General features: G+C 63.4%; 24 protein-coding genes. 8 read left to right on the plus strand and 16 right to left on the minus strand.

Annotated elements, in window-relative coordinates; all coding sequences use genetic code 11:
* The 6 genes from HQR01_RS05480 to HQR01_RS05505 all read right to left on the minus strand — a co-directional run bounded on the left by HQR01_RS05480 (position 1) and on the right by HQR01_RS05505 (position 4989).
* Positions 1-759, minus strand: a complete 759-nt coding sequence (locus HQR01_RS05480; protein WP_173213276.1) for a SufD family Fe-S cluster assembly protein — start codon at positions 757-759, stop codon at positions 1-3.
* Positions 752-1501 carry a Fe-S cluster assembly ATPase SufC gene (sufC, locus tag HQR01_RS05485; RefSeq protein ID WP_173213278.1) on the minus strand — a complete coding sequence of 250 codons (750 nt, stop codon included), beginning with the start codon at positions 1499-1501 and terminating at the stop codon, positions 752-754. Before sufC ends, HQR01_RS05480 begins: the two co-directional genes overlap by 8 nt.
* Positions 1501-2037: an endonuclease domain-containing protein gene (locus tag HQR01_RS05490; protein WP_173213280.1), complete on the minus strand. Its 537-nt coding sequence runs from the start codon at positions 2035-2037 to the stop codon at positions 1501-1503. Before HQR01_RS05490 ends, sufC begins: the two co-directional genes overlap by 1 nt.
* A complete protein-coding gene (gene sufB, locus HQR01_RS05495; RefSeq protein ID WP_199800359.1) occupies positions 2034-3530 on the minus strand; it encodes a Fe-S cluster assembly protein SufB in 1497 nt (498 codons plus the stop codon). The genes HQR01_RS05490 and sufB overlap by 4 nt, the downstream gene beginning before the upstream one ends.
* Positions 3527-3949, minus strand: coding sequence for an SUF system Fe-S cluster assembly regulator (locus HQR01_RS05500; RefSeq protein WP_173213282.1), 423 nt, complete (start codon positions 3947-3949; stop codon positions 3527-3529). The genes sufB and HQR01_RS05500 overlap by 4 nt, the downstream gene beginning before the upstream one ends.
* A 92-nt stretch (positions 3950-4041) precedes the next feature.
* Positions 4042-4989, minus strand: a complete 948-nt coding sequence (locus HQR01_RS05505; RefSeq protein ID WP_173213284.1) for a helix-turn-helix transcriptional regulator — start codon at positions 4987-4989, stop codon at positions 4042-4044.
* Between the two features lie 303 nt (positions 4990-5292).
* Between HQR01_RS05505 and HQR01_RS05510 the strand changes: the two genes are divergently transcribed.
* A complete protein-coding gene (locus HQR01_RS05510; protein WP_173213286.1) occupies positions 5293-6324 on the plus strand; it encodes a quinone-dependent dihydroorotate dehydrogenase in 1032 nt (343 codons plus the stop codon).
* On the opposite strand, the gene HQR01_RS05515 is transcribed toward HQR01_RS05510, so the two are convergent.
* A complete protein-coding gene (locus HQR01_RS05515) occupies positions 6321-8045 on the minus strand; it encodes a gamma-glutamyltransferase family protein (RefSeq protein WP_234030262.1) in 1725 nt (574 codons plus the stop codon). The two genes, HQR01_RS05510 and HQR01_RS05515, sit on opposite strands and share 4 nt — an antisense overlap.
* A 142-nt stretch (positions 8046-8187) precedes the next feature.
* Here HQR01_RS05515 and HQR01_RS05520 point away from each other — a divergent pair, with 142 nt between their 5' ends.
* Positions 8188-9990, plus strand: a complete 1803-nt coding sequence (locus tag HQR01_RS05520) for an AMP-dependent synthetase/ligase (RefSeq protein WP_173213290.1) — start codon at positions 8188-8190, stop codon at positions 9988-9990.
* A gap of 83 nt (positions 9991-10073) precedes the next feature.
* Positions 10074-12017, plus strand: a complete 1944-nt coding sequence (locus tag HQR01_RS05525; RefSeq protein WP_234030263.1) for an alpha/beta hydrolase family protein — start codon at positions 10074-10076, stop codon at positions 12015-12017.
* 2 nt (positions 12018-12019) lie between these two features.
* On the opposite strand, the gene HQR01_RS05530 is transcribed toward HQR01_RS05525, so the two are convergent.
* The 3 genes from HQR01_RS05530 to HQR01_RS05540 form a co-directional block, all read right to left on the minus strand.
* A complete protein-coding gene (locus HQR01_RS05530) occupies positions 12020-12547 on the minus strand; it encodes a hypothetical protein (protein WP_173213292.1) in 528 nt (175 codons plus the stop codon).
* 68 nt (positions 12548-12615) lie between these two features.
* Entirely contained in the window at positions 12616-13584 is a 969-nt protein-coding gene (thiS, locus tag HQR01_RS05535) for a sulfur carrier protein ThiS (protein WP_173213293.1), read from the minus strand.
* A 10-nt stretch (positions 13585-13594) separates the two neighbouring features.
* A complete protein-coding gene (locus tag HQR01_RS05540) occupies positions 13595-13999 on the minus strand; it encodes a MerC domain-containing protein (RefSeq protein ID WP_173213295.1) in 405 nt (134 codons plus the stop codon).
* A gap of 142 nt (positions 14000-14141) precedes the next feature.
* On the opposite strand from HQR01_RS05540, the gene HQR01_RS05545 reads away from it, so the two are divergent.
* The 4 genes from HQR01_RS05545 (at position 14142) to rpsI (ending at position 16658) form a co-directional block, all read left to right on the plus strand.
* On the plus strand, positions 14142-15170 hold the full coding sequence (locus tag HQR01_RS05545; protein ID WP_173213297.1) for a COX15/CtaA family protein: 1029 nt from the start codon (positions 14142-14144) through the stop codon (positions 15168-15170).
* Positions 15167-15478, plus strand: a complete 312-nt coding sequence (cutA, locus tag HQR01_RS05550) for a divalent-cation tolerance protein CutA (RefSeq protein WP_173213299.1) — start codon at positions 15167-15169, stop codon at positions 15476-15478. Before HQR01_RS05545 ends, cutA begins: the two co-directional genes overlap by 4 nt.
* Before the next feature lie 182 nt (positions 15479-15660).
* Positions 15661-16140 carry a 50S ribosomal protein L13 gene (gene rplM / locus HQR01_RS05555; protein WP_173213301.1) on the plus strand — a complete coding sequence of 160 codons (480 nt, stop codon included), beginning with the start codon at positions 15661-15663 and terminating at the stop codon, positions 16138-16140.
* Positions 16140-16658, plus strand: coding sequence for a 30S ribosomal protein S9 (gene rpsI, locus HQR01_RS05560; protein ID WP_173213303.1), 519 nt, complete (start codon positions 16140-16142; stop codon positions 16656-16658). The genes rplM and rpsI overlap by 1 nt, the downstream gene beginning before the upstream one ends.
* 79 nt (positions 16659-16737) lie before the next feature.
* Here the strand turns inward: rpsI and HQR01_RS05565 are convergent, their stop codons facing one another.
* From HQR01_RS05565 to HQR01_RS05575, 3 genes are all read right to left on the minus strand, one after another.
* Complete coding sequence (locus tag HQR01_RS05565) at positions 16738-16941, minus strand: hypothetical protein (RefSeq protein ID WP_234030264.1); 204 nt, start codon at positions 16939-16941, stop codon at positions 16738-16740.
* Between the two features lie 89 nt (positions 16942-17030).
* Positions 17031-17891, minus strand: coding sequence for a metallophosphoesterase family protein (locus tag HQR01_RS05570; protein ID WP_173213305.1), 861 nt, complete (start codon positions 17889-17891; stop codon positions 17031-17033).
* A 57-nt stretch (positions 17892-17948) separates the two neighbouring features.
* Complete coding sequence (locus HQR01_RS05575) at positions 17949-18215, minus strand: hypothetical protein (protein WP_173213307.1); 267 nt, start codon at positions 18213-18215, stop codon at positions 17949-17951.
* A 203-nt stretch (positions 18216-18418) separates the two neighbouring features.
* Between HQR01_RS05575 and HQR01_RS05580 the strand changes: the two genes are divergently transcribed.
* Positions 18419-18724, plus strand: coding sequence for a UrcA family protein (locus HQR01_RS05580; RefSeq protein WP_173213309.1), 306 nt, complete (start codon positions 18419-18421; stop codon positions 18722-18724).
* A 145-nt stretch (positions 18725-18869) separates the two neighbouring features.
* Here HQR01_RS05580 and HQR01_RS05585 read toward each other — a convergent pair whose 3' ends face one another.
* The 3 genes from HQR01_RS05585 to HQR01_RS05595 form a co-directional block, all read right to left on the minus strand.
* Positions 18870-19619 carry a LytR/AlgR family response regulator transcription factor gene (locus HQR01_RS05585; RefSeq protein WP_173213311.1) on the minus strand — a complete coding sequence of 250 codons (750 nt, stop codon included), beginning with the start codon at positions 19617-19619 and terminating at the stop codon, positions 18870-18872.
* On the minus strand, positions 19612-20820 hold the full coding sequence (locus tag HQR01_RS05590; protein ID WP_173213313.1) for a sensor histidine kinase: 1209 nt from the start codon (positions 20818-20820) through the stop codon (positions 19612-19614). The genes HQR01_RS05585 and HQR01_RS05590 overlap by 8 nt, the downstream gene beginning before the upstream one ends.
* A gap of 99 nt (positions 20821-20919) precedes the next feature.
* Entirely contained in the window at positions 20920-22437 is a 1518-nt protein-coding gene (locus tag HQR01_RS05595; protein ID WP_173216166.1) for a fumarate hydratase, read from the minus strand.
* Between the last annotated feature and the right edge of the window lie 122 nt (positions 22438-22559).

Here is a 22559-nt window from a genome sequence, read left to right on the forward strand (position 1 = left end):
TCACAGCGCCTTGTCCACCTTGTCGAGCGCGACCTGCATCATCGCATCGCGCCGTTCCTCATCGTCGAGCGCAACCAGCGCATCGCCGAGGAAAGCCTGGACCAGCAGTCGCCGGGCGAGATCGGGCGCGAGCCCCCGCGCAGCCATGTAGAAACGCGCCGTTTCATCGAGCTGGCCGATACTGGCGCCATGCGCACACTTCACGTCGTCAGCGAAGATCTCGAGCTGCGGTACGGCGTTCACGCTCGCACCCTTCTCAAGCAACAGGCCCTTGAAGTCCTGCGCCGCATCGGTCTTCTGCGCGTCGCGCACGACATCGATATTGCCCAGGAAATTGCCCGTGCCGTGGCCCCAGTGGACCGCGCGGACGGTCTGGTTGCTCGTGGCATGGGGTTCCGCATGAACCACACGGGTGACGAATTCGCGCACCGTCTCGCGTCCGCCTACGGTGATCCCGCCCAGCTCGAAATGGGCCCCCTTGGCCAAGGTGACCTCGATCTCGAGCCGCGCATATTCGGCGGAAGAAAGCACGGCGAACAGTTCGCAACGTGCACCCTCGCCCACGCTGACCCGCCAGCGATGAAGTTCGGTCGGCCTGGTTTCCGGCCCATCGGCAATGACCAGGCAGTCACGGAAGGTCTCGCCCGCGCTGATCTCGATCGCGCGCCAATCGTCGAGCGCCACGCCGCGCAGCCGGTCGACCGCGGAGTAGCGCCACGCCTCCTCACGCCGCGTGGGAAGTTCGGCCGCCTCAGGCATCGGCCATCACCGCGTCGTAGCCTTCGCTCTCCAGCCGGAGCGCGAGTTCGGGGCCGCCGGTCTGGACGATGCGCCCGCCGGCGAGCACGCTAACCCGGTCGGGCTTCACCACGTCGAGCAGTCGCTGGTAGTGGGTGATCAGCAACACGCCCTTTGCAGGATCGCGCATGATCGCGTTGATCCCTTCGCCGACGATGCGCAGTGCATCGATGTCGAGGCCGGAGTCGGTTTCGTCGAGGACCGCGAGTTTCGGATCGAGGATGCCCATCTGGACCATCTCGGCACGCTTCTTCTCGCCGCCGGAAAAGCCGACGTTGACGTGGCGCTTGAGCATCTCGGGGTCGAGTTTAAGCAGCGCGGCCTTCTCACGCGCGAGCTTGAGGAATTCGCCGCCGGTCAGCGGCTCTTCCCCACGTTGCTTGCGCTGCGAATTGAGCGCCTCGCGCAAAAACTGCAAGTTGGACACGCCGGGAATCTCTACCGGGTACTGGAAGCCGAGGAACAGGCCCGCAGCGGCGCGCTCGTGCGGGTCCATCTCGAACAGGTCCACGCCGTTGAATGTCACGCTGCCATGGGTCACTTCGTAGCCGGGGCGACCGCCTAGCACATAGGCCAGCGTCGACTTGCCCGCCCCATTGGGGCCCATGATCGCATGCACTTCGCCCGCGGCAACGGTGAGCGAGAGGCCCTTGAGGATCGGCTTGTCGGCAACGGTGGCGTGGAGATCGGTAATTTCGAGCATCAGTCTTTCCTGCGCGGTCCGGCACCGCGGTTGGGCCGCGAATAGTGCTGGTTGGGATTGGCCGCGGCGTGAGCGCGGGCCTTCTCTTTGCGTTCAGCGATGCACTCGCGCATCGCGATGGTGAGGCGCTTGAGTACGTCGTCCATGCTCTCGAGGATGTCCGATGCGGGGATGCGCATCACACGGATCCCGACTGCTTCAAGGCTCTTGTCGCGGCGCTTGGCCAGGGTTTCGTCCTGGCCGTCCTCGTCGATCATGATCGCCATACCGAGCGCGTGACTGTTGAAGTCGACGATTGCGCTACCGACCACCGCATGGCGCGTGAACTTGTAGCGGCCCATGTCGGCATCGGCGAACTTCTTCGCCAGCGCCTTATGCGCCGGGGTCGAATGCCGCCGCATGTCGCGCGCCCGCTCATGCAGCGCGTCGAGCCGCTTCTCCGAGATCTCCCACCCGCGACCCTTCTTCTTGAGCGCGGGCGTGTCTTCGGCAGTCTCCGAGGGAGCCTTGAGCTTAAGAGTCTTCTTTCCGCTCACCCGACTGATCCTTCCAGGCTGATCGCCAGCAGCTTCTGCGCTTCAACAGCAAACTCCATCGGCAATTCCTTCAGCACGTCCTTGGCGAAGCCGTTGACGATCAGCGCCACCGCCTCCTCTTCGGGCAATCCGCGCTGCATGGCGTAGAACAGCTGGTCGTCGCTGATCTTGCTGGTGGTGGCCTCGTGCTCGATCTGCGCGCTGGGGTTCTTCACTTCGATATAGGGCACGGTGTGCGCGCCGCATTTGTCGCCCAGCAGCAGGCTGTCGCACTGGGTGAAATTGCGCACGCCATCGGCATTGGCGGCGACACGCACCAGCCCGCGATAGGTGTTGTTGCTCTTGCCTGCCGAAATGCCCTTGGAGATGATCGTCGAGCGGCTGCCCTTGCCGTTGTGGATCATCTTGGTGCCGGTATCGGCCTGCTGGAAATTGTTGGTCACCGCGACCGAGTAGAATTCGCCTACGCTGTCTTCGCCGTTGAGCACGCAGCTGGGGTATTTCCAGGTCACCGCGCTGCCGGTTTCGACCTGGGTCCAGCTGATCTTGCTGCGCGCGCCCTGGCAGAGGCCACGCTTGGTGACGAAATTGTAGATCCCGCCGACACCCTCGGCATTGCCGGGGTACCAGTTCTGCACCGTTGAATACTTGATCTCGGCATCCTCAAGCGCGACCAGCTCGACCACCGCGGCGTGGAGCTGGTTCTCGTCGCGCATCGGCGCGGTGCAGCCTTCGAGATACGAAACGTAACTGCCCTTCTCGGCAATGATCAGCGTGCGCTCGAACTGGCCGGTATTCTCGGCATTGATGCGGAAGTAGGTACTCAGCTCCATCGGGCAGCGCACGCCCTCGGGCACGTAGACGAAGGTACCGTCGGAAAAGACCGCACTGTTGAGCGTCGCAAAGAAGTTGTCGTGCGGCGGCACCACCTTGCCGAGCCACTTCTTCACCAGCTCGGGATATTCCTTCACCGCCTCGCTGATCGACAGGAAGATCACGCCTGCGCGCTTGAGCTCCTCACGGAAGGTGGTGGCGACGCTGACGCTGTCGAACACCGCATCCACCGCAACCTTGCGCGCGCCTTCCACCCCGGCGAGCACTTCCTGCTCCGCCACGGGAATGCCGAGCTTGTCGTAGACCGCCTTGATGTCGGGATCGAGCTCGTCGAGGCTCGCCAGCGTCGGCTTCCTCTTGGGCGCGGCGTAGTAATAGGCACCCTGGTAATCAATCGGCGGGTAGCCGAGCTTGGCCCAATCGGGCTCTTCCATGTCCAGCCACAGGCGGAAGGCCTTGAGTCGCCATTCGAGCATCCACTCGGGCTCGTCCTTCTTGGCGCTGATGAAGCGGACGGTGTCTTCGGAAAGACCCTTCTCGGCGAACTCGGTTTCGATATCCGCCGACCAGCCATGCTCGTACTCGGCCGCCTTGGCAGCGGCTTCACGGGCGTCCGCGTCCATGTCCGGTTTAGCCTGGATGTCGATTTCTTCGCTCATGCCACTTCTTGCTCTAGCGTTTCGGGGCGCGCGAGCTGAGTCAGCGGGATCGCCGCCAATGCGCCGCGCAGCGCTGCATTCACCAACGGCCAATGCGGCCGCACCGAACAATCGTGCTCGACCGAGCACTCCGCACCTTCGACGCAGGCGGTCAGCGCGATCGGTCCTTCGACCGCCTCGACGATATCCGCGACGGTGATGGCCGCAGCCGGTCGCGCCAGCTGCAACCCACCGCCGGTCCCGCGGGTCGAGCGCAGCAGGCCCGCTGCGGAAAGCTTGCTCACCAGTTTCTGGACCGTCGGGACGGGCAGGCCGGTTTCCGCCGCCAGCTCGGCCGCACTGGTCCGCCCCCCGCCGCAATGGCGGGCCGCAGCGCTCATCGTGACGACGGCGTAATCGGCGAGGTTGGATAGGCGCATGCTCTAATCAGACCAATTCATTCCGATTAGTCAGCTAGGCGTGCGAAACTGCCATTTCAACGGGATTCGCCTTATTGCGAGTCGTTAGCAGGTCAGTCCGGTAGCGGATCCCTGCCGAGCTGTTGGGCTTCGCCGCCTCCGAACAGGTCGACCGAGCCGTAACCCTCGGGGCCAAGCATGTCGGTGATCGGTGAGTGGGCCGCGGGCAGCAGGCGGCGCGGCGTTCGTCCGGTGAAGAAACGGATTTCCTTGATCAGATGCGCCTGATCATAGAACGCCTCGCGGATGTCGGCTTCGATTTCCTCGGGCAGTTCCGGCAGCGACAAAAGCGTCGCCGCACGCACAGCGCGATATCGGCGGACCAGCCTGACCGGCGACTGGCCGAAGAACTGCGCCACCAGCCGCTGCACTTGCCGCCGCGAATAGGGCAACGTTTCGTACAGTTCCTCGAGATCGGGCCTGAACGAACCCGACAGCCAATCGAGCGTGCGGTCGATCACCTGCGCATGCGCCGGCGGCAATTGCGAGAGGCCACGCCGCACGATGTTGGCCATCGCGTCAAGCAGCTGCGAGTCGTCGAGTTCGCCCGCGCGCCAGCGGGGCGCCAGGCCACGAAACTCCTCTGCCAGAGCATCGCCCAGAACCATCTCGGGAGCCAGGAAGCGATCGTGGTGTTCGTTGACCGGCAATCCGCTGAGGGCTGCCCAGCCGCGGAAGTTCAGCGATACCCCGAACATTTGCGCCGGGCCGCTGACCTTGAACTCCCTCGCTTCGCACAGCGGGGCGAGGAAAAAGGCATCACAAGTCTCGCCAACCTCGCCATCGTCGAAGGTCATCCGCCCGGATCCCTGGACGAAGGCCGTCATCTGGCCCGAATAGGCGGGCAGGTAGTCGTCCAGCTCCGCAGGCTCGCTCCGCCAGACGTAAAGCGAGTTGAGGTAGGGCTCGAGATCGCTCGGCGCCGCAATAAACCTGAAGGAATGAGGATCGTCGCCCTCTGGCAATCCAGACAAATCACCACCCCTATTGTGTTCTGGCATGCGGATTGTACAAATACGCCATCGCCGCGATACAACCAGCAAAAAGTGACGGCAAGCAAATGGGGAGCGGAATAAAAAAAGGGCGGCCCATAGAGAGCCGCCCTTTGAAGTCGAGAACTCGTCGCAAGACTGCTCCGAGCCCTTCGGGTCGCAAAACCGTGATAGTCCGAGTCTGTTACAGTTGATTGTATGCAAGCGACACTTTCGGAAATTCCGCTAGTGTTGCAGTGCAACAACACTCCCAGATTGGGACAGTAGCGCCCTGCCTCGACAGTTTGGAGGCGCTCCGCCATAGGCCGCAACATGCTGTTCGACCTTGCCCGTCCGGCCCTTTTCGCACTCGATCCAGAGCGCGCCCACCGCCTGACCGTACGCACCTTGGCGCTGTCCCCGCTGCGCGGCCCCGCTACCGCTGGCGCCCTGGCAACTGAGGTCGCAGGAATTGCTTTTCCTAACCCCCTCGGCATGGCCGCTGGCTTCGACAAGGACGCAGAAGTCCCCGACCAGCTGCTTGGGCTCGGCTTCGGCTTCGCCGAGGTCGGGTCGATCACTCCGCTGCCGCAGGCAGGCAATCCCAAGCCGCGGCTGTTCCGCCTGATCGAGGATCGCGGCGTCATCAACCGCATGGGCTTCAACAATGGTGGGGCCGATGTTGCGCGGCGGCGGCTCGCAGCTCGCGCCGGGCGCCCTGGCGTGGTCGGTATCAATATCGGGGCCAACAAGGACAGCGCAGATCGAATCGCCGATTATGCCACCATGACCCGGATCATGGCTCCGCTCGCCTCCTATCTCGCGGTCAACATTTCCAGCCCCAACACCCCCGGCCTGCGCGCATTGCAGGACGAAGCGGCACTCACCGGCCTGCTCGATGCCGTACTCGAGGCCCGCGGAGTGCAAGGCCCGCCCGTGTTCCTCAAGGTTGCCCCCGATCTCGAACCTGCCGACATCGATGCGATCGCCCGCATCGCGCTCGACAAGCAACTCGGGGCGCTCATCGTATCGAACACCACCATCTCGCGCCCGGACCTGCGTTCGGACAAGCGTGACGAGGCGGGCGGGTTGTCGGGCGCGCCCTTGCGCGAGCTCGCCCAGCAACGCATCCGCGATTTCCACCAGGCAACCGGTGGGGGAATTCCCCTGGTTGGCGTGGGCGGCATCGGTTCGGCCGACGATGCCTGGGCGCGCATCCGTGCCGGAGCCAGCCTCGTGCAACTTTACAGCGCGATGGTCTTCGAAGGCCCCGCCCTGCCCAGCCGCATCCTGCGTGGGCTGGAACGGTTGATGCGCCGCGACGGCTACACCTCGATAGCCGAGGCGGTTGGAACCGAGGCCTAGGGCTTCCCGACCAGTACCACGCCCTCGCGACGCGGATCGTAGCCACCGTCTACTCTGCCATCGCGGATCAGTACGCCGTGGACCCCTGAATCCTCGCCCTGTCCCGGGGCAAGGGTCACGCCTCGCGCCCGGAGCCCTCCGAGAACGGCGGTCGGGAACTTGCTGACCTCACCCATCGGCCGGTCGCCGCGGGCGACAAGATTGGGCTGCGCCAGCGCATCCTGCATGGGGAGGCCCCAATCAACCGCCGCAACCAGCGACTTAGCCACATAGGCCAGGATCGAATTGCCCCCCGCCGATCCGATCGCCCCGGCGAAATTCCCCTGGCCGTCGATCAAGACCAGCGGGGTCATCGATGATCGCGGGCGCTTGCCCGGTGCCACAGCATTGGGCGCCGCAGACCCGTTGGGCTGCAGCGGGTTGAAGGCAAAATCGGTCAGCTGGTTGTTGAGGAAGAAACCGTCGACCATCCGGCCGGTCCCGAAGATCGATTCGACCGTGGTGGTGATCGACAGCACATTGCCCTTCACATCGCGGACGATGAAGTGCGATGTGCCTGCGGGCTCCTGCGTCAGGTCGGCCATCGCCAGCGGTGCACCAGCCGGCTTGCCAGGCGCAACCGTTGCGGCCGCAGTGTCGCCGATCAGCGCCGCGCGGCGGTCGAGATAGTCGCCATCGAGCAGGCCCGCCACGGGGACATCGACGAAATCGCCATCACCGAAATAGGCATCACGATCAGCATACATCAGGCGGCTGGCCTCGGTGAACAGGAACCAGGCCTGCGGATCGCCGGGGCCGCGCGCCGCGATATCGGTGCGCTCCAGCAGTGCCAGCAGTTCGAGCAGCGCCGCCCCGCTCGACGGTGGAGGCGGGGCGCATACCTTGTAGCTGCGCCAGGAGTGGCAGACCGGTTCACGCTTGACCGGACGATAAGCGGCAAGATCTTCCATCGTCATCGATCCACCGAGCGGTGCAGCCCGGGTTCGCTGGACGATTTCCGCCGCAGTGCTGCCGCGATAGAGCGCGTCAGTCCCGCTGCGCGAAAGGCGGCGCAGGAAGTCGGCATAGTCTGGATTCTTCAGCCGGTCGCCGACCTGCAGCCTGGTGCCGTCCGGGCGCGAGAAATAAGCCTGCGCATCGGGTACAGACAATTGCGGAAACGGGGCCTGCAGGAACTTGCCGAGACGTGGGCTGACGATGAAGCCCTCCTCCGCCGTGGCGATCGCAGCGGAGAACAGGCCGCCCCAGGGCAGGCTGCCGTGTTCGCTGTGAAGCAGGGCCAGCGCCGCTACCGCGCCGGGTACGCCAGTGGCGCGCCCGCTGACGACCGCTTCGCGGAAGCCCAACGGCTGTCCTGCGTTGTCGAGGAACAGCGCGCGGGTGGCCTGGGCAGGCGCGGTTTCGCGGCCATCGTAGATGGTTACCTTGCCGGTGGAAGCATCGAAATAGTTGAGGAAGGCACCACCACCCATCCCCGAAGATTGCGGCTCGACCAAGGACAGCATCGCCTGGACGGCCAGTGCGGCATCGGGGGCACTGCCGCCGCGTTCGAGCACTTCCATCCCTGCCTGCGCCGCGAGTGGATTGGCCGCAATCACGAAGGGCTCAACCCGCGTCTGAACGACCGACGCCGGCGGGGTGCTCGCAACGGGTGGGTCCAGCGGAGCGCAGGAGACGAGGGCGAGCGAAACCAGGGCGGCGCAGAAGCGGATCGGGGTCATGGGCGCCATCCTTAGGCAGCCCCCCGGTCGCTGGCAACGCCGTGCGGCCGGGTCACCAAGGTGCTTGCCGCTGCGGCGCAGGCGACCTAAGCCTCGCGACAAGATCTGAATACAGAACACAAATCGCGTTGAGGAGCCTGCCGTGCTGACCGATATCGACTCGGCCAACAATCTCGTCGAACTGTTCCTGAAGCGGGCCGATGCCCGACACGACCAACCGTTTCTCGGGGCGCGCATCGGCGGGCAGTGGGAAACCATCAGTTGGGGCGAAGCCGTTGCCCGAGTTTGTCTGCTGGCGGAAAGCCTGCGTGGGCTGGGCCTCAAGGACGGCGACCGTGTGTGCCTCGTTTCGGAGAACCGTCCTGAATGGTGCCTGGCCGACCTGGCAATCATGGCGGCCGGCTGCATCACGGTGCCCGCCTACGTCACCAATACCGAGCGCGACCACGTCCACATCCTCGACAATTCGGGGGCACGGGCAGTGATCGTGGCGAATGAGAAGCTGTTGAAGCCGCTCCATGGCGCGCTGCAAGCCTCGGGAGTCGCCGAGCACGTCATCGGCATCGACAATCTCAACCGGCATCAGTCCGGCAGCTTCGAGTTTCACGACTGGGCGACGATGCTGCAAGGGGATGTCGCGGCGGCACGGGCTGCGGTCGAAGCCCGCATGGCGGAGATCAAGCGCGAAGACACTGCCTGCATCATCTACACCAGCGGCACCGGCGGGGCCCCGCGAGGCGTGCTGCAGCATCACGGCGCAATCCTGTGCAACGTGGCGGGCGCAGCCGATATCCTGATCGAGGATTTTGGCATTGCCGATGACGAGCGCTTCCTCTCCTTCCTGCCGCTGAGCCACGCCTATGAACACACCGGCGGGCAGTTCCTGCCGATCGCGGTCGGGGCGCAGATCTACTACGCCGAAGGGCTGGAGAAGCTCGCCAGCAACATCGAAGAAACCCGCCCGACGATCATGGTCGTGGTGCCGCGCCTGTTCGAAGTGCTGCGGGCCCGGATCATGAAGCAGATCGAGAAGCAGGGCGGCCTTGCCGAAAAGCTGATGAACACCGCGCTCGATGTGGGCGAGCGCAAGGCTGCAGGCGCCCGCAAGTTCGGCGACGGCGCCAAAGATCTCGTGGTCGGTCGGTTGCTCAAGCCCAAGATCCGCCAACGCTTCGGCGGACGCATCAAGGCGATGGTTTCGGGCGGCGCACCGCTCAACCCCGATGTCGGCGTGTTCTTCCAGTCGATGGGGCTGACCATGCTGCAGGGATATGGCCAGACAGAGGCGGGGCCGGTGATCAGCTGCAACCGCCCCAAGGCCGGACTCAAGATGGACACGGTCGGTCCGCCAATGCGCGGGGTCGAGATCAAGATCGCCGAGGACGGCGAGATCCTCTGTCGCGGCGAGCTGGTGATGCATGGCTATTGGCGCAACGAGCCCGAAACCGCGCGGACGATTGTCGATGGCTGGCTTCACACGGGTGACATCGGCCATCTCGATGACAAGGGCCGGATCGTGATCACCGACCGCAAGAAGGACATGATCGTCAACGACAAGGGCGACAATGTCGCGCCGCAGAAGCTCGAAGGCATGCTGACGCTGCAACCAGAGATCGCGCAGGCAATGGTCGCGGGTGACAAGCGGCCCTACATCGTCGGGCTACTGGTCCCCGATGCCGAATGGGCGCTCGAATGGGCCAAGGCACAGGGCAAGAAATTCGACCTCAAGACATTGCAGGACGATCCCGAGTTCCGCGCCGCGGTGCGTACGGCGGTCGACCGAGTGAACAAGGACCTGTCGGTAGTAGAGAAGATCCGCCAGTTCGCCTTCGCCGACGAGGCCTTCACCATCGACAATGAAGAGCTAACCCCGAAGCAATCGATCCGCCGCCACAAGATCAAAGAACGCTACACGGATCGGATTGATGGGCTGTACAAGAGCTAGTACTCGCATCAGTTTGGCGTTGTAGTTTCCCAACAATCCCATAACCTGCCGACTGCTTGAAAAATTCGTCCAAGGGGTCCGCAATGTTTCGAATACGTGCTGCCGGGATGGCGGCCGCTGTTGCGCTTGCCGCATTTACTCAGCCACTGATCGCCACCCCGCCTATCGAAGCCTATGGCGAACTGCCCGTAATAGAACAGATGGCCCTATCACCCCAGGGCGGACTCTTTGCGGCGATTACGACCCTCAACGGGCAGCGGGTGGTCGCGGTATTCGACACGAGACTCACCCTGATCAAGCGGGTAACGATAGGCGACGTAAAGGTGCGCAGCGTCGAGTTTGCAACCGAGGACCTGCTGCTTCTGCGACACAGCATGACCCAGGAACTCGATGCCGGCTTCGCACAGGACAAGGTCGAACTGGTGCAGTCGCTGGTCATTCCGCTCAGTGCCACCGAACCTGCAGTAATCTTCAAAGATCGCGCCGACGTCCTCAATGCCACTTTCGGTTACTACGGCACCCGCATAGTCGACGGTCAGCCCAAAGCTTACTTCGGCGGCATAAAGCTCAAGAGCGGTAGCTTCGACGGAGGCTATTATTTCGATCATGGGCGCCCTGGCCTCTATGAGGTCGATCTTCGGACCAATCGTAGCAAATTGGTCGATAGTCCTGCGCCTGAAGGGTTCTATCGCAGGTGGATCGTCGGACCCGACGGTAGTGTTTTAGCCCTGATCGATGTGCGGGACGCGAACGGCGAATGGGTCGTCAGGAATGGGGCCGACACAATCATTGCCCGGGGCGAAAGCCACAATGGTGCTGCAGGCCTTGTCGCTACGGGGCCAGGCGGAAGAACCGTCATCTACAGGGTGCAGGGTGAAGCAGACGAGGCTCCGCGTTGGATCGAAATCGCGCTCGACGGATCGGGTAGCGAAAGCGAGTTTCTTCCAGGGGTCGGTATCGAACGGCTCTACAAGGACAGCCTGACCGGTCAGCTGATCGGTTATCGCCCCTTGGGAGAGGATCCGCATTTCTTCCAATCTACTTCGACCAGCCGCGCGCGGGCAGTTCGCAAGGCCTTTGCGGGGCTCAATCCCTCGATGTTGGATTGGACTTCTGGGCTGGGACGGGTGCTCGTTAACACCCACGGCAATGAGGACAGCGGCAGCTTCTTCATCGTCGACCTTGCTGCAATGCGCGCTGATTCCGTGGGGCTTGAGCGACCGCAGATCGAACCGGGCGACGTCGGGCCGATCTCGACAGTTACCTACCAGGCAAGCGATGGATTGGAGATCGAGGGTATCCTGACCCTCCCGCCCGGACGCGAGGCCAGACAGCTGCCGCTGGTGGTATTGCCACATGGCGGCCCCCACGCTCGGGATATCGCAGGCTTCGATTGGTGGGCACAGGCCTTTGCTTCACGCGGTTATGCCGTGTTCCAGCCCAATTTTCGCGGCTCGACCGGCCGCGGAGTCGATTTTGAGCGCGCCGGCTACGGTGAATGGGGCAAGAAGATGCAGACCGATATTTCCGACGGCGTGGCCAAGTTGGCAGCCGACGGGACGATCGATCCCACCCGCGCCTGCATTGTGGGCGCCAGCTACGGCGGATATGCGGCACTAGCAGGTGTAACGCTGCAGAACGGCCTTTATCGCTGTGCAGTTTCAGTTGCGGGAGTGGCCGATCTCAGTCTCATGTCGCGTATCGAGAGGCGTGAATCTGGTGACAGCCGGATCTTCACGCGCTCGCTGGAGGAGGAGCTGGGTCCGAAATCTGGCCTGCGGGCGGTTTCGCCCCGCTTTAATGCCGCGCAGGCCGACGCGCCGGTTTTGCTCATTCACGGCCGCGACGACACAGTCGTGCCGTACCTTCAAAGCGAGAAAATGGCCGACGCCCTGAAGGATGCCGGCAAGCCCTATGAACTGCTTGAGTTGAAGGGCGAAGACCACTGGCTCTCGCTCGGATCAACCCGCCTGCAGATGCTGAAGGCAGCAGTCAGTTTCGTCGAGAAGCACAATCCGCCGGACTAGGGTCAGGCCGCTTCGCTCTCGATGAATTCTGGGTAGAAGCTCGGCGCGCGGTCGGACCAGCCTGGGGCGGTCGCGGCGGCTTCGCTCAGCGACTGGAGCAGCATCTTGCGGCGCTCCGGACGGATCTGCGGCAGGGCCGCCGCGGCGCAGAAGGCACTCGGCAGCCACGGGCGGACGTCGGCGGAGAGCAAACGCTCATAGAGGAAACGAAAGGCCGAGAAGCTCTCGATCCGTTCCTGCGCGAGATCGAAGGCAGCAACGCGGGTCAGTTTGCCGACAAAGCCCTCGATCGCATCGAAACCCGAGGTCTGCGGAACCGAATGGCGCAGCGCCTTCAGTTCCTGGTAGGCGACATACTGGCTGCGGATTGCGGCGTTCTCTCCCGCGCTACGGCCCCAGATGCGGAAGGCGTCGCAACGGCTGAGCCCGATATCGAGGCTGCGCCGGATATAGCGCTGCTCGGCTGCGGTGAACCCGGCGAATTCGCGCATCTCTGCGATGGTCAGCGTAGCGGTATTCGTAACGGCCATGATCGGTGCCCCCGTTGTACAGGGCGAATCTCACCGAAGATGGTTAATAAGTCGTAAGCGAGCGAAGGTCAGATCAAACCGGCCAGTGGGCTCGACGGGTCGGCGTACTTGCGCGTGGCCATGCGGCCGGCGAGATAGGCATCGCGCCCGGCCTCTACCGCCAGCTTCATCGCGCGGGCCATGCGCAGCGGATCCTTGGCTTCGGCAATCGCTGTGTTCATCAGCACACCGTCACAGCCCAGCTCCATCGCCACTGCCGCGTCGGAGGCCGTACCGACTCCCGCATCGACCAGTACGGGCACCTTGGCTCCCTCCACGATCAGGCGGATGGTCACGCGGTTCTGGATGCCCAGACCCGATCCGATCGGCGCACCGAGCGGCATGACCGCAACCGCACCGGCATCTTCGAGCTGCTTTGCCGCGATTGGATCGTCGACACAGTAGACCATGGGCAGGAAACCTTCCTGGGCCAGGATCTCGGTCGCCTTCAGCGTCTCGCGCATATCGGGATAGAGCGTGCGCGCTTCGCCCAGCACCTCGAGCTTGACCAGATCCCAGCCGCCCGCCTCGCGCGCAAGGCGCAGCGTGCGAATGGCTTCGTCGGCGGTAAAACAGCCGGCGGTGTTCGGGAGGTATGTGACCTTCTTGGGATCGATAAAATCGGTCAACATCGGTGCCTTGGGATCGCTGACATTGACCCGGCGCACCGCCACCGTGACGATTTCAGCGCCCGACGCTTCCAGCGCGGCAGCGTTCTGCGCGAAATCCTTGTACTTCCCAGTGCCGACGATGAGGCGGCTGCGGAATGTTCGCCCGGCAACGGTCCAGGTGTCATCCTGGCCGCCGCCGACGAAATGGACGATCTCCAGCACGTCGCCCTCGGCCAGCTTGTGGCTCGCCAGCTCGCTCCGCGGTGCGATGGTGCCATTGCGCTCGACCGCGACCTTGGTGGGATCGAGTTCGAGCTCGCGCACGAGGTCGGCGATGGTGGTGGCAGCGGTGCGGCGCAGTTCGCCATTGACGGTAAGGGCAATCATGCGGCCCGACTTAGTCGCCGCAGCGCTCCTTGCAAGTCGCGGAATGCGTGTGGCGCAGGTTGAGGACGTGTCCGAGCGACACCAGTGCTACGCCGATGATGGTCAGCACCGCTTCCTTATACCCATGCGGGACCGCGAGCGCGCCACCCATGAAGGTCAGCCCGGTCATCGCCACGACAAAGGGCGCGGCAACCCGATGGCGCAGTGCACCCCAGCCGATCGCGACGGCCGCGATCAAGGTGGCGATCACCAGGCCCACGCGGTGGATGTCGGGCGAAAGGAAGAACTCGCCCCCGATACCCAGGCCGGAAACCAGCACGATCGAGAGCAGGCAATGCATGGCGCAAGCGCCCGAGAGGAAAATCCCGGCGCGGTCGAGCCTGCGGCGAATCGGAGAGATGGCACGTACAACCATTGCGAAACGCGACTTATGTGACGATGTAACATAATTCAAGGGCGAGAGGGGCTACACAGGTGCGAATTGTCGCGGAGCGATACCGCTTTGCAGCAGCGGATTGCGCTTGCGTAACGATGCTGGCGGTCGCACATCGGCGCCGATGATGACCTCTCCTGCGACTATCCGCCCCAAAGCCCTGGCCACCTGGTTGCTGATCGTTGCGGCGATGGTGGTGCTGATGGTCTCTGTCGGGGGGATCACGCGCCTGACCGAAAGCGGGCTGTCGATCACCCAATGGAAGCCGATCACCGGGGCGATCCCACCGCTGAGCCAGGCGGACTGGCAGGCCGAGTTCGAACTATACAAGCAGACCGGCGAGTATCTGAACGTTACCGGGCCTGCGGGAATGGATCTCGCAGCGTTCAAGTTCATCTTCTTCTGGGAGTGGTTCCACCGGCTGCTGGGCAGGCTCATCGGACTGGCTTTCGCGGTGCCGTTGGCGTGGTTCTGGGCAAAGCAGGCGATCCCGCAAGGCTACAAGCCGCGCCTGCTCGCCTTGCTCGCATTGGGCGGGCTGCAAGGCGTGTTCGGCTGGTTCATGGTTCGAAGTGGATTGGCCGGGACGATGACCGACGTCAGTCATTTCTGGCTTTCGATCCACCTCCTGACCGCGCTGGTGACGCTGGCGGGTTTGGTATGGACCGCCCTCGACCTGCGGGAGCTGGCGCGTGGCAATGCCAAGGCGGCGCGCTGGACAGCGACCGCAAGCTGGGTTGGCGCAATCCTGTTCGTGCAGCTCCTGCTCGGCGCGTGGGTGGCCGGGCTCAATGCCGGGCTCGCCAGTGACACCTGGCCCCTTATGCAGGGGCGTGTGGTTCCTGAATTCGACGGCAGCCGCGGGCTGTTCTACGCGATGGCCCACGATCCCTTCCTCGTCCACTTCCTGCATCGCTGGTGGGCCTGGGTCGCTGTGGCAGCCCTGGTGGTGATGGCACGCAAGCTCAAACCGATCGACCGCAGGGCCTCGGTTGCCATCCATTCAGCCTTCGGGACGCAGATCGTGTTGGGCATCGCCACTGTAATGACCGGCGTCGCGCTGTGGATTGCGGTATCGCACCAGGTCGTGGGAGCACTACTTGTCGCCAGCTTCGCCTGGGGTGCGCATGTACTGGGGCGCAGGACCGCGTGACCGCACTTATCTACTGCCCCTTTCCGGACGCCGCGAGCGCGGAGCGGATCGGCGCCGCAATGCTCGATGAGGGGCTGATCGGCTGCATCAATATCGGCGCTCCGATCCGCTCGCTGTTCGCCTGGCAGGGCGAACGGGGTGAAAGCGAGGAAGTGCCCGCGCTCATCAAGACCGCCGCCGCCCTGCTCGAGCGTGCGGTTGCCCGGCTCGAAGTTCTGCACCCATACGAAGCACCGGCAGTAATCGGCTGGAAAGCGGATGCTGCGGGATCTGCAACACAGGCCTGGCTCGGCGCGCTGAACCGCTAGCACCGCAGCGCAGCGCAAGTGGGGTGTTATTTTACCGCTCCGCAGAGGCCCGGATTTGCTTGACTTGCGCGGCATCCCTCGCCATTTGCCGCCCGCTTCGCGGATGCGGCTTCGGGCCGGATTCGCCGAATGGACGCCGCCGCTAACGCGGGCGGCACGAACACTAGGAACGGAAAACAGCCATGAAGGCTCTCACCAAGGTGACCCGGTCGATCAAGCCGGCCGAGGTCGAAAAGAAGTGGCACATCGTCGACGCCGACGGCCTCGTCGTCGGCCGCCTCGCTGCGATCGTCGCCAACCACCTGCGCGGCAAGCACAAGCCCAGCTACACCCCGCACGTCGATTGCGGCGACCACGTCATCATCATCAATGCCGACAAGGTGAAGTTCACCGGCAAGAAGATGACCGACAAGGTCTACTACAAGCACACCGGTCACCCCGGCGGCATCAAGGAAACCACCCCAGCCAAGGTGCTGGGCGGTCGCTTCCCCGAGCGCGTGCTAGAAAAGGCTGTTGAGCGCATGATCCCCCGCGGCCCGCTGGGCCGTGCGCAGATGCGAGCGCTGCATATCTATGCCGGCACCGAGCACCCGCATGACGGCCAGAAGCCCGAAGTGCTCGACGTTGCCTCGATGAACCGCAAGAACAAGGTTGCCGCATAATGGCTGACACCAACGACACCGTCACCGATCTCGCCGATCTGAAGGACATTGCCGGCGACGCGCCTCAGGGCGACGCGGCCGACATCGCCAAGACCGCCGAGGTCCCCCTGCGTGAGCAGGAACTCGACAAGCAGGGCCGCGCCTATGCCACCGGCCGCCGCAAGGACGCCACCGCGCGCGTCTGGCTGAAGCCCGGCACCGGCAAGGTCACCGTCAACGGTCGCGACCAGGAAGTCTATTTCGCACGTCCGACGCTGCGCCTCGTCATCGACCAGCCCTTCGCGATCACCGATCGCCAGGGCCAGTACGACGTCGTCGCCACCGTCAAGGGTGGTGGCCTTTCGGGTCAGGCCGGCGCGGTCAAGCACGGGATCGCGCAGGCACTGTCCAAGTACGAACCTGCGCTGCGCGGGACCGTCAAGGCGGCCGGCTTCCTGACCCGCGACAGCCGCGTGGTCGAGCGTAAGAAGTACGGCCGCGCCAAGGCTCGCCGCAGCTTCCAGTTCTCGAAGCGCTAAGGCTGGATCTCCAGGATCAATGGGAAGGGCGGCTCCGCAGGGAGCCGCCCTTTTCTTTTGCAGATAGGCTATGCTGCAATCAGCGCTGCAGCATCATGATCCCCCAGGCGAGCCCGGAGCCGGCAAAGAACAACGGCCACGACCACCAGAACCGATAATCGACGACTTCGGCCATGTAGATCGCCATCTGGCCACCATGGCTGCCTTGCGATCCGATTATCAGCGAGATCACGCCCGACAATATCGCTCCGAGTGGGATCGCCTTGACCAGTTCCATCGCCATTCTCCGCCTGGATCAGGAAGCGAAATGCCACGGCTTGGTTTCGGAATCGGGTGCCAAAATCGGTTTGCGAAGGCGGTTGCCGTTCGCGGTTAATGGATAGGCGGGTCCACCGGTGGAATCTGCCGCACGGGTGCAACCGGCTCGCCGGGCTCACGCGGTGGCAGGGCGTTCTCGGGTACGTCATCGATCTGCATGTCGGGAGTATCGATATGCTCGAGATTGCGCACCGTTACCGAGAGTGTGCTCCCATTCCAGCTTATCTCGTTGAAGCTGGGTGGCGTCGAACGGGTGCGGTGCGACAGGGTCCCGGCCCCGATCATCCGCACGGGGCCGGCGGGTGTGGCCTCCATGATATCGAAGGCGTCATGGACATGACCCGAAAGGACCCCCACGACATTGCGCCTTGCCAGTTCGGCCAACGCGCGTTCGCCGTGCTTGGTCAGGGCCGTGCCCTTTGTCCCCACTTCCCTCAGTGGGTGGTGGACGGCGATGAGGGCACGGGTGCCCGACGGCAAGGCATCGACAAGCGCCAAGCAGTTCTCCAGCGCAGCTCGGCTGACCCAACCCTTGGACCAGTTGAGGCGTGGCTGTGCGGGCACCGCGGTCTTGAGTGGAATGATCGCCAGCGTGCCCAGATCGAGGTCACGCTCCACCTTCCCCTTCATCCCGCTGAACCGTCGATAGGGCGCGAAGAAGCGTTCGATAGGGTTGAAATAGGGCATGTCGTGATTGCCCACTTCGACTGTAACGGGCACGTCGAGCGAGTTGATCCATGCCGTAGCAGCGGCAAACTCGCGATGGCGCGCACGCATCGTCAGGTCGCCAGTGATCGCGACTGCATCGGGGCGCTGCACTGCAATTTCCCGCTTCACCCAATCGAGTGCGTGGGGGTTCTCGAGCCCGAAGTGGATATCGGAGAGATGGAAGATGCGCCGGAGTTCGGGTGCCATGTTCGCTCGCTAGCAGATCGCGCAGCGCGGCTGCCACAGGAATGTCGGGCCTATTGCTTAGATGCGACCTTTGATTAGCAGCCAGCAGAACGTCCCGTTCACCGCGGTATACGCGCCATAGAGCCAAGCGGCGGCCTTCCAGCCACTCGCCGCCAGGAACATGGCGGCAAGGAGGATAAGGAACTCAAGCATCAGCGAAACTCTCCCCCCACCGCGACGCAGGGCTGGCGGGAGCGAATCGAGGATCGGGTTGCCACTTTCGAGCATCGCCTTTCCGAGGGCGAAGTTCAGCACACCGCAAATGAAGAGTAGCGCCAACAGCATCGACGGACGGCATAGGCTTGTCGTCGGTGGATTGCCAATCGCGGTTCGTCGGCTGCCTAGCACCGCCGATCCAAAGACCCGGTCGCTCGTCGAGCAGCACGTGCGACTACAGTTGTAGCTGGGTAATACAGGTCATGCGGAGGGTCCTCCCCCAAGTCAGTCCCCCAAAACCGGGGCCCTCCGCAGACCCGGAGGAAACCCTTATGAAAACGACCCTCGCCCTAATCGCCGCTGCCGGTCTGGCCGTACCGGCCGCCGCCATGCCCGCCGACGCCGTCCCCTACAGCGTAAGTGTGAAGTATTCTGACCTCAACCTCGACACACCCGAAGGCCTTGCCCGTCTTGAGCGCCGAATCGACACGGCGTCTCGCGAGGTATGCGGCTTCCAACGCGTGGTCACTGGTACCCGCATCCGCAGCTCGGAAATCAATGCCTGCCGCGACAAGGTCAAGGCCAAGGCCATGGCCCACATCGCAGCCGTTCGTGATGAGCAGGCGCGCGGCGGCTGATTGATTTGCAGCTGTCTCAGAGCAGCGCAGAACAGGGTGGCTGCACCCCCAGCCAAACCCACAGAACTAGACCCCGGCCGAATGCAGTCCCTCGGTCGGGGTCAACTTTATCGCAGGACTGCAGGGTTCGGAAAAGCGCGGCGTATCAGCGCCCGGCCATCGCCTTGACCTTGGGCAGGTAGGTCCGCCCGATCCGCAGCGCCTCACCGTCATCGAGTTCCACCGACCACACACCCAGACCGTCGTGCCTGAGGCCTGCGATCCGGTCGCGGCGCAGGATGGTCGAACGGTGGATACGGATGAAACGCGCCGGATCTAACCGCTTCTCGAGGCCGGCAATGGTTTGCAGCAGCAAATAGGTGCGCGCTTCGTCGCCTTCACCGACATACAGGCGCACATAATCACGCTCGGCATCGATCCGGCCCACTTCCGACGTAGCGATCCGGATCAGCTCGGAACGATGCGGGATCCACAGTTCTTCCAGCCAGCGGCTGTCACCGCGCTCGGCATCTCCCTGCCGGGCGAGCGCGCGCTTTATGGCGCGTTCCAACCGCTCGGGCTTAACCGGTTTGAGCACGTAATCGACCGCATCGAGATCGAAGGCCTCGACCGCGTAATTGTCATGCGCGGTGACGAAAATCACGGCCGGACGAGTCGCGGACTTGGCCAATTCCTTGGCAACCGAAAGTCCATCAACCTCAGGCATTGTCATGTCGAGCAGCACGAGATCGGGCTTGAGTGCTTCGATCAGCCGCAGTGCCTGGCCGCCATCGCTGGCGGTGCCAATCACCGCTAGGTCATCCATCTTTGCGCAGATCACCTGCATCCGCTCGATTGCGAGCGGTTCGTCGTCGACAATCAGTGTGCGCAGTTTCTGCGGTGTGTCTTCAGCCATGCTTCACCATGGGGAGCCTGAGTTCGGTTTCATAGCCCTGCAACGCCGGGCCCGAGGTTACGGTCGCTTCGTTGCCAAAGCGCGCCTCGAGACGATCACGAACATTGGCGAGACCGATGCCGAAGCCGCCCGAATGACCTGCTGGCATGCCCGGCCCATCATCGCAGACCGTCACCACCAGTCGCCCATACTCCTCGCGCGCGGCGATCGAAACCGTCACCGGGCGCGAGCTGGCGGAAACGCCGTATTTGACCGAGTTCTCGACCAGCGGCTGCAGGATCATCCCCGGCACCTTGTAGTTTGCCAGCGCCGAAGGCAGGTCGACCCGGACGCGCAGCCGCTCCGGAAAGCGCACCGCTTCGATCTCGAGATAGTGTTCCTGCAGGTCGATCTCGTCGGCCAGGGTCACGTCGCCGGTGGAGTCTTCGGCCAGGCTGTGGCGGTAGAAGCGGGAAATCGTCTGGATCATCTGCTCGGCCTGTTCGGCCTTGCCTGTCATCACCAGTGCGCTGAGCGAGTTGAGCGTGTTGAACAGGAAATGCGGGTTCACCTGGTAACGGAGCGAGCGCAGTTCGGCTGCCTTGGCCGCGGTACGGAACCGCTCACCCTCTCGCTCGGCGGCCAGCGCCTGCGCGCGCGCCTGGATAGCAATGTAGAGAGCCGCCCAGGCCAGCAGCAGGAAGTAGCGGCCAAGTGCGATGTCGAAGGTCATCCGCCACTGATCCATCAGCGTCGGAGCCGGGGCAATCAACACGCTTTCCGGTTCGGCCGTCTCGGCTTGACTGACATCATTGTCGATCGGCGCGCGTGGGACGTCGACAAGCAAGTTGCCCGATTCGTCGCGACGGATGGCAATGCCGCGCTCGGCGCCGATCCGCTTCTCGATCTGGGCCTGGACAGGCTCGAACATCCACTGATTGACCTGGGCAATAACCAGAGAAGCTGGCGTGGCGATTACCGCGGCGACCGCAATCTTGACCCCGATCGAGCGGCGATCGAACAATCGCAACACCAACCACATGACGCTCGTCATGGCGATGCCGACCAGCACAACGACGCTGCGGCGCCAGAGCATTTCCCATTCGAGACCGAATCCTGACAATTCGCCCCGAATGGTCGCGAGGGTGAAATAGATCACCCATACGCTCACGATCGAGCCCATCACGACTCGCGTCGAGAGATGCGGGGTTTCCGAGTTCATCTGGCGTTCATGCTGCAAAACATGCCGACGTGTGGCCCCGAAGGCGTGCAAAAGCCAGCACGGCGGTCGATATGGTTCACACGTTAGTCGAGGCGGATGCTATTCGGCGGGCTCGAAATTACCTTCGGCGATCCGCTTGCGCCATTCAGCCGGGGCAAGCGTGTGAACGTTGTTGCCCGCCGCGTCGACCGCGACCGTCACCGGCATGTCCTGCACCTCGAATTCGTAGATCGCTTCCATGCCGAGATCCTCGAAGGCAACAACCCGCGCGCCCTTGATCGCCCGGCTGACGAGATAGGCTGCCCCGCCTGTCGCCATCAGATAGGCAACCTTGAAACGACTGATCACCTCGACCGCATTGTGCCCGCGCTCGGCCTTGCCGATCATCGCCAGGAGTCCAAGGTCGAGCATCATCTCGGTGAACTTGTCCATGCGGGTAGCAGTGGTCGGACCAGCCGGGCCAACGACTTCACCCATCACTGGATCAACCGGCCCGACGTAGTAAATAGCGCGTCCCTTGAAATCGACCGGGAGCTCCTCACCCGCATCAAGCATATCCTTGATCCGCTTGTGCGCGGCATCCCGCCCGGTAAGCATCTTGCCGGAGAGCAACAAGCGATCGCCATGGTTCCAGCTCGCCACTTCCTCTGGTGTCAGCGCATCGAGATTTACGCGCTTCGCTGCACTGTCGGGCTGCCAGGTGACTTGCGGGTAATCGTCGAGCTTGGGCGGCTCGAGGAAGGCGGGACCAGAGCCATCGAGCGTGAAGTGCGCATGGCGCGTCGCCGCGCAGTTCGGGATCATCGCCACCGGCTTGCCCGCGGCATGGCAGGGCCAGTCGAGGATCTTGACGTCGAGCACGGTCGACAACCCGCCCAAGCCCTGTGCACCCACACCCATCGCATTGACCGCGTCGAAAATCTCGATCCGCAGCTTCTCGATATCGTTCTGCGGCCCGCGCGCTTTCAGCTGGCCCATGTCGATCGGATCCATCAGGCTCATCTTGGCAAGCTTCACGCAATGCTCCGCCGTACCACCGATGCCGATGCCGAGCATGCCCGGCGGGCACCAACCCGCACCCATAGAGGGAATCTGCTCAATTACCCAGTCGACGATATTGTCGCTGGGATTCATCATCTTGAACTTGGACTTGTTCTCGCTGCCACCGCCCTTGGCCGCGACATCCACGCTCACCGTATTGCCCGGCACCATCTCGACCGACAGGACACACGGCGTATTATCGCGCGTGTTGCGGCGGGTGAAGGCCGGATCGGCAAGGATCGACGCACGCAGCTTGTTGTCGGGGTTGTTGTAGCCACGGCGCACGCCTTCATCGACGACGTCCTGCAGGCTCAACCGCGAATCGAGTCGACAATCCATGCCCCATTTGACGAAGACGTTGACGATGCCGGTATCCTGGCAGATCGGCCGGTGTCCCTCGGCACACATCCGGCTGTTGGTCAGGATCTGCGCGATCGCATCCTTCGCGGCGGGGCCCTTTTCCGCCTCATAGGCTTCGCCCAGCGCGCGGATATAGTCCATCGGATGGTAGTAGGAGATGTACTGAAGCGCGTCGGCCACGCTCTCGATCAGGTCGGTTTCCTTGATGACGGTCATGTCGCTCATCGCCGCGAGTTCCCATGTTGCAGAATTGCGCTCTCCGATAGGCGCGTTTGCGGCCATCGGTCAAAGCGCTTGGACACATCTTCTCTTGCGCCTAAAGCAAGCCTGCTTGACCT

It is taken from the genome of Erythrobacter mangrovi, assembly GCF_013260645.1.
GTDB lineage: Bacteria > Pseudomonadota > Alphaproteobacteria > Sphingomonadales > Sphingomonadaceae > Qipengyuania > Qipengyuania mangrovi.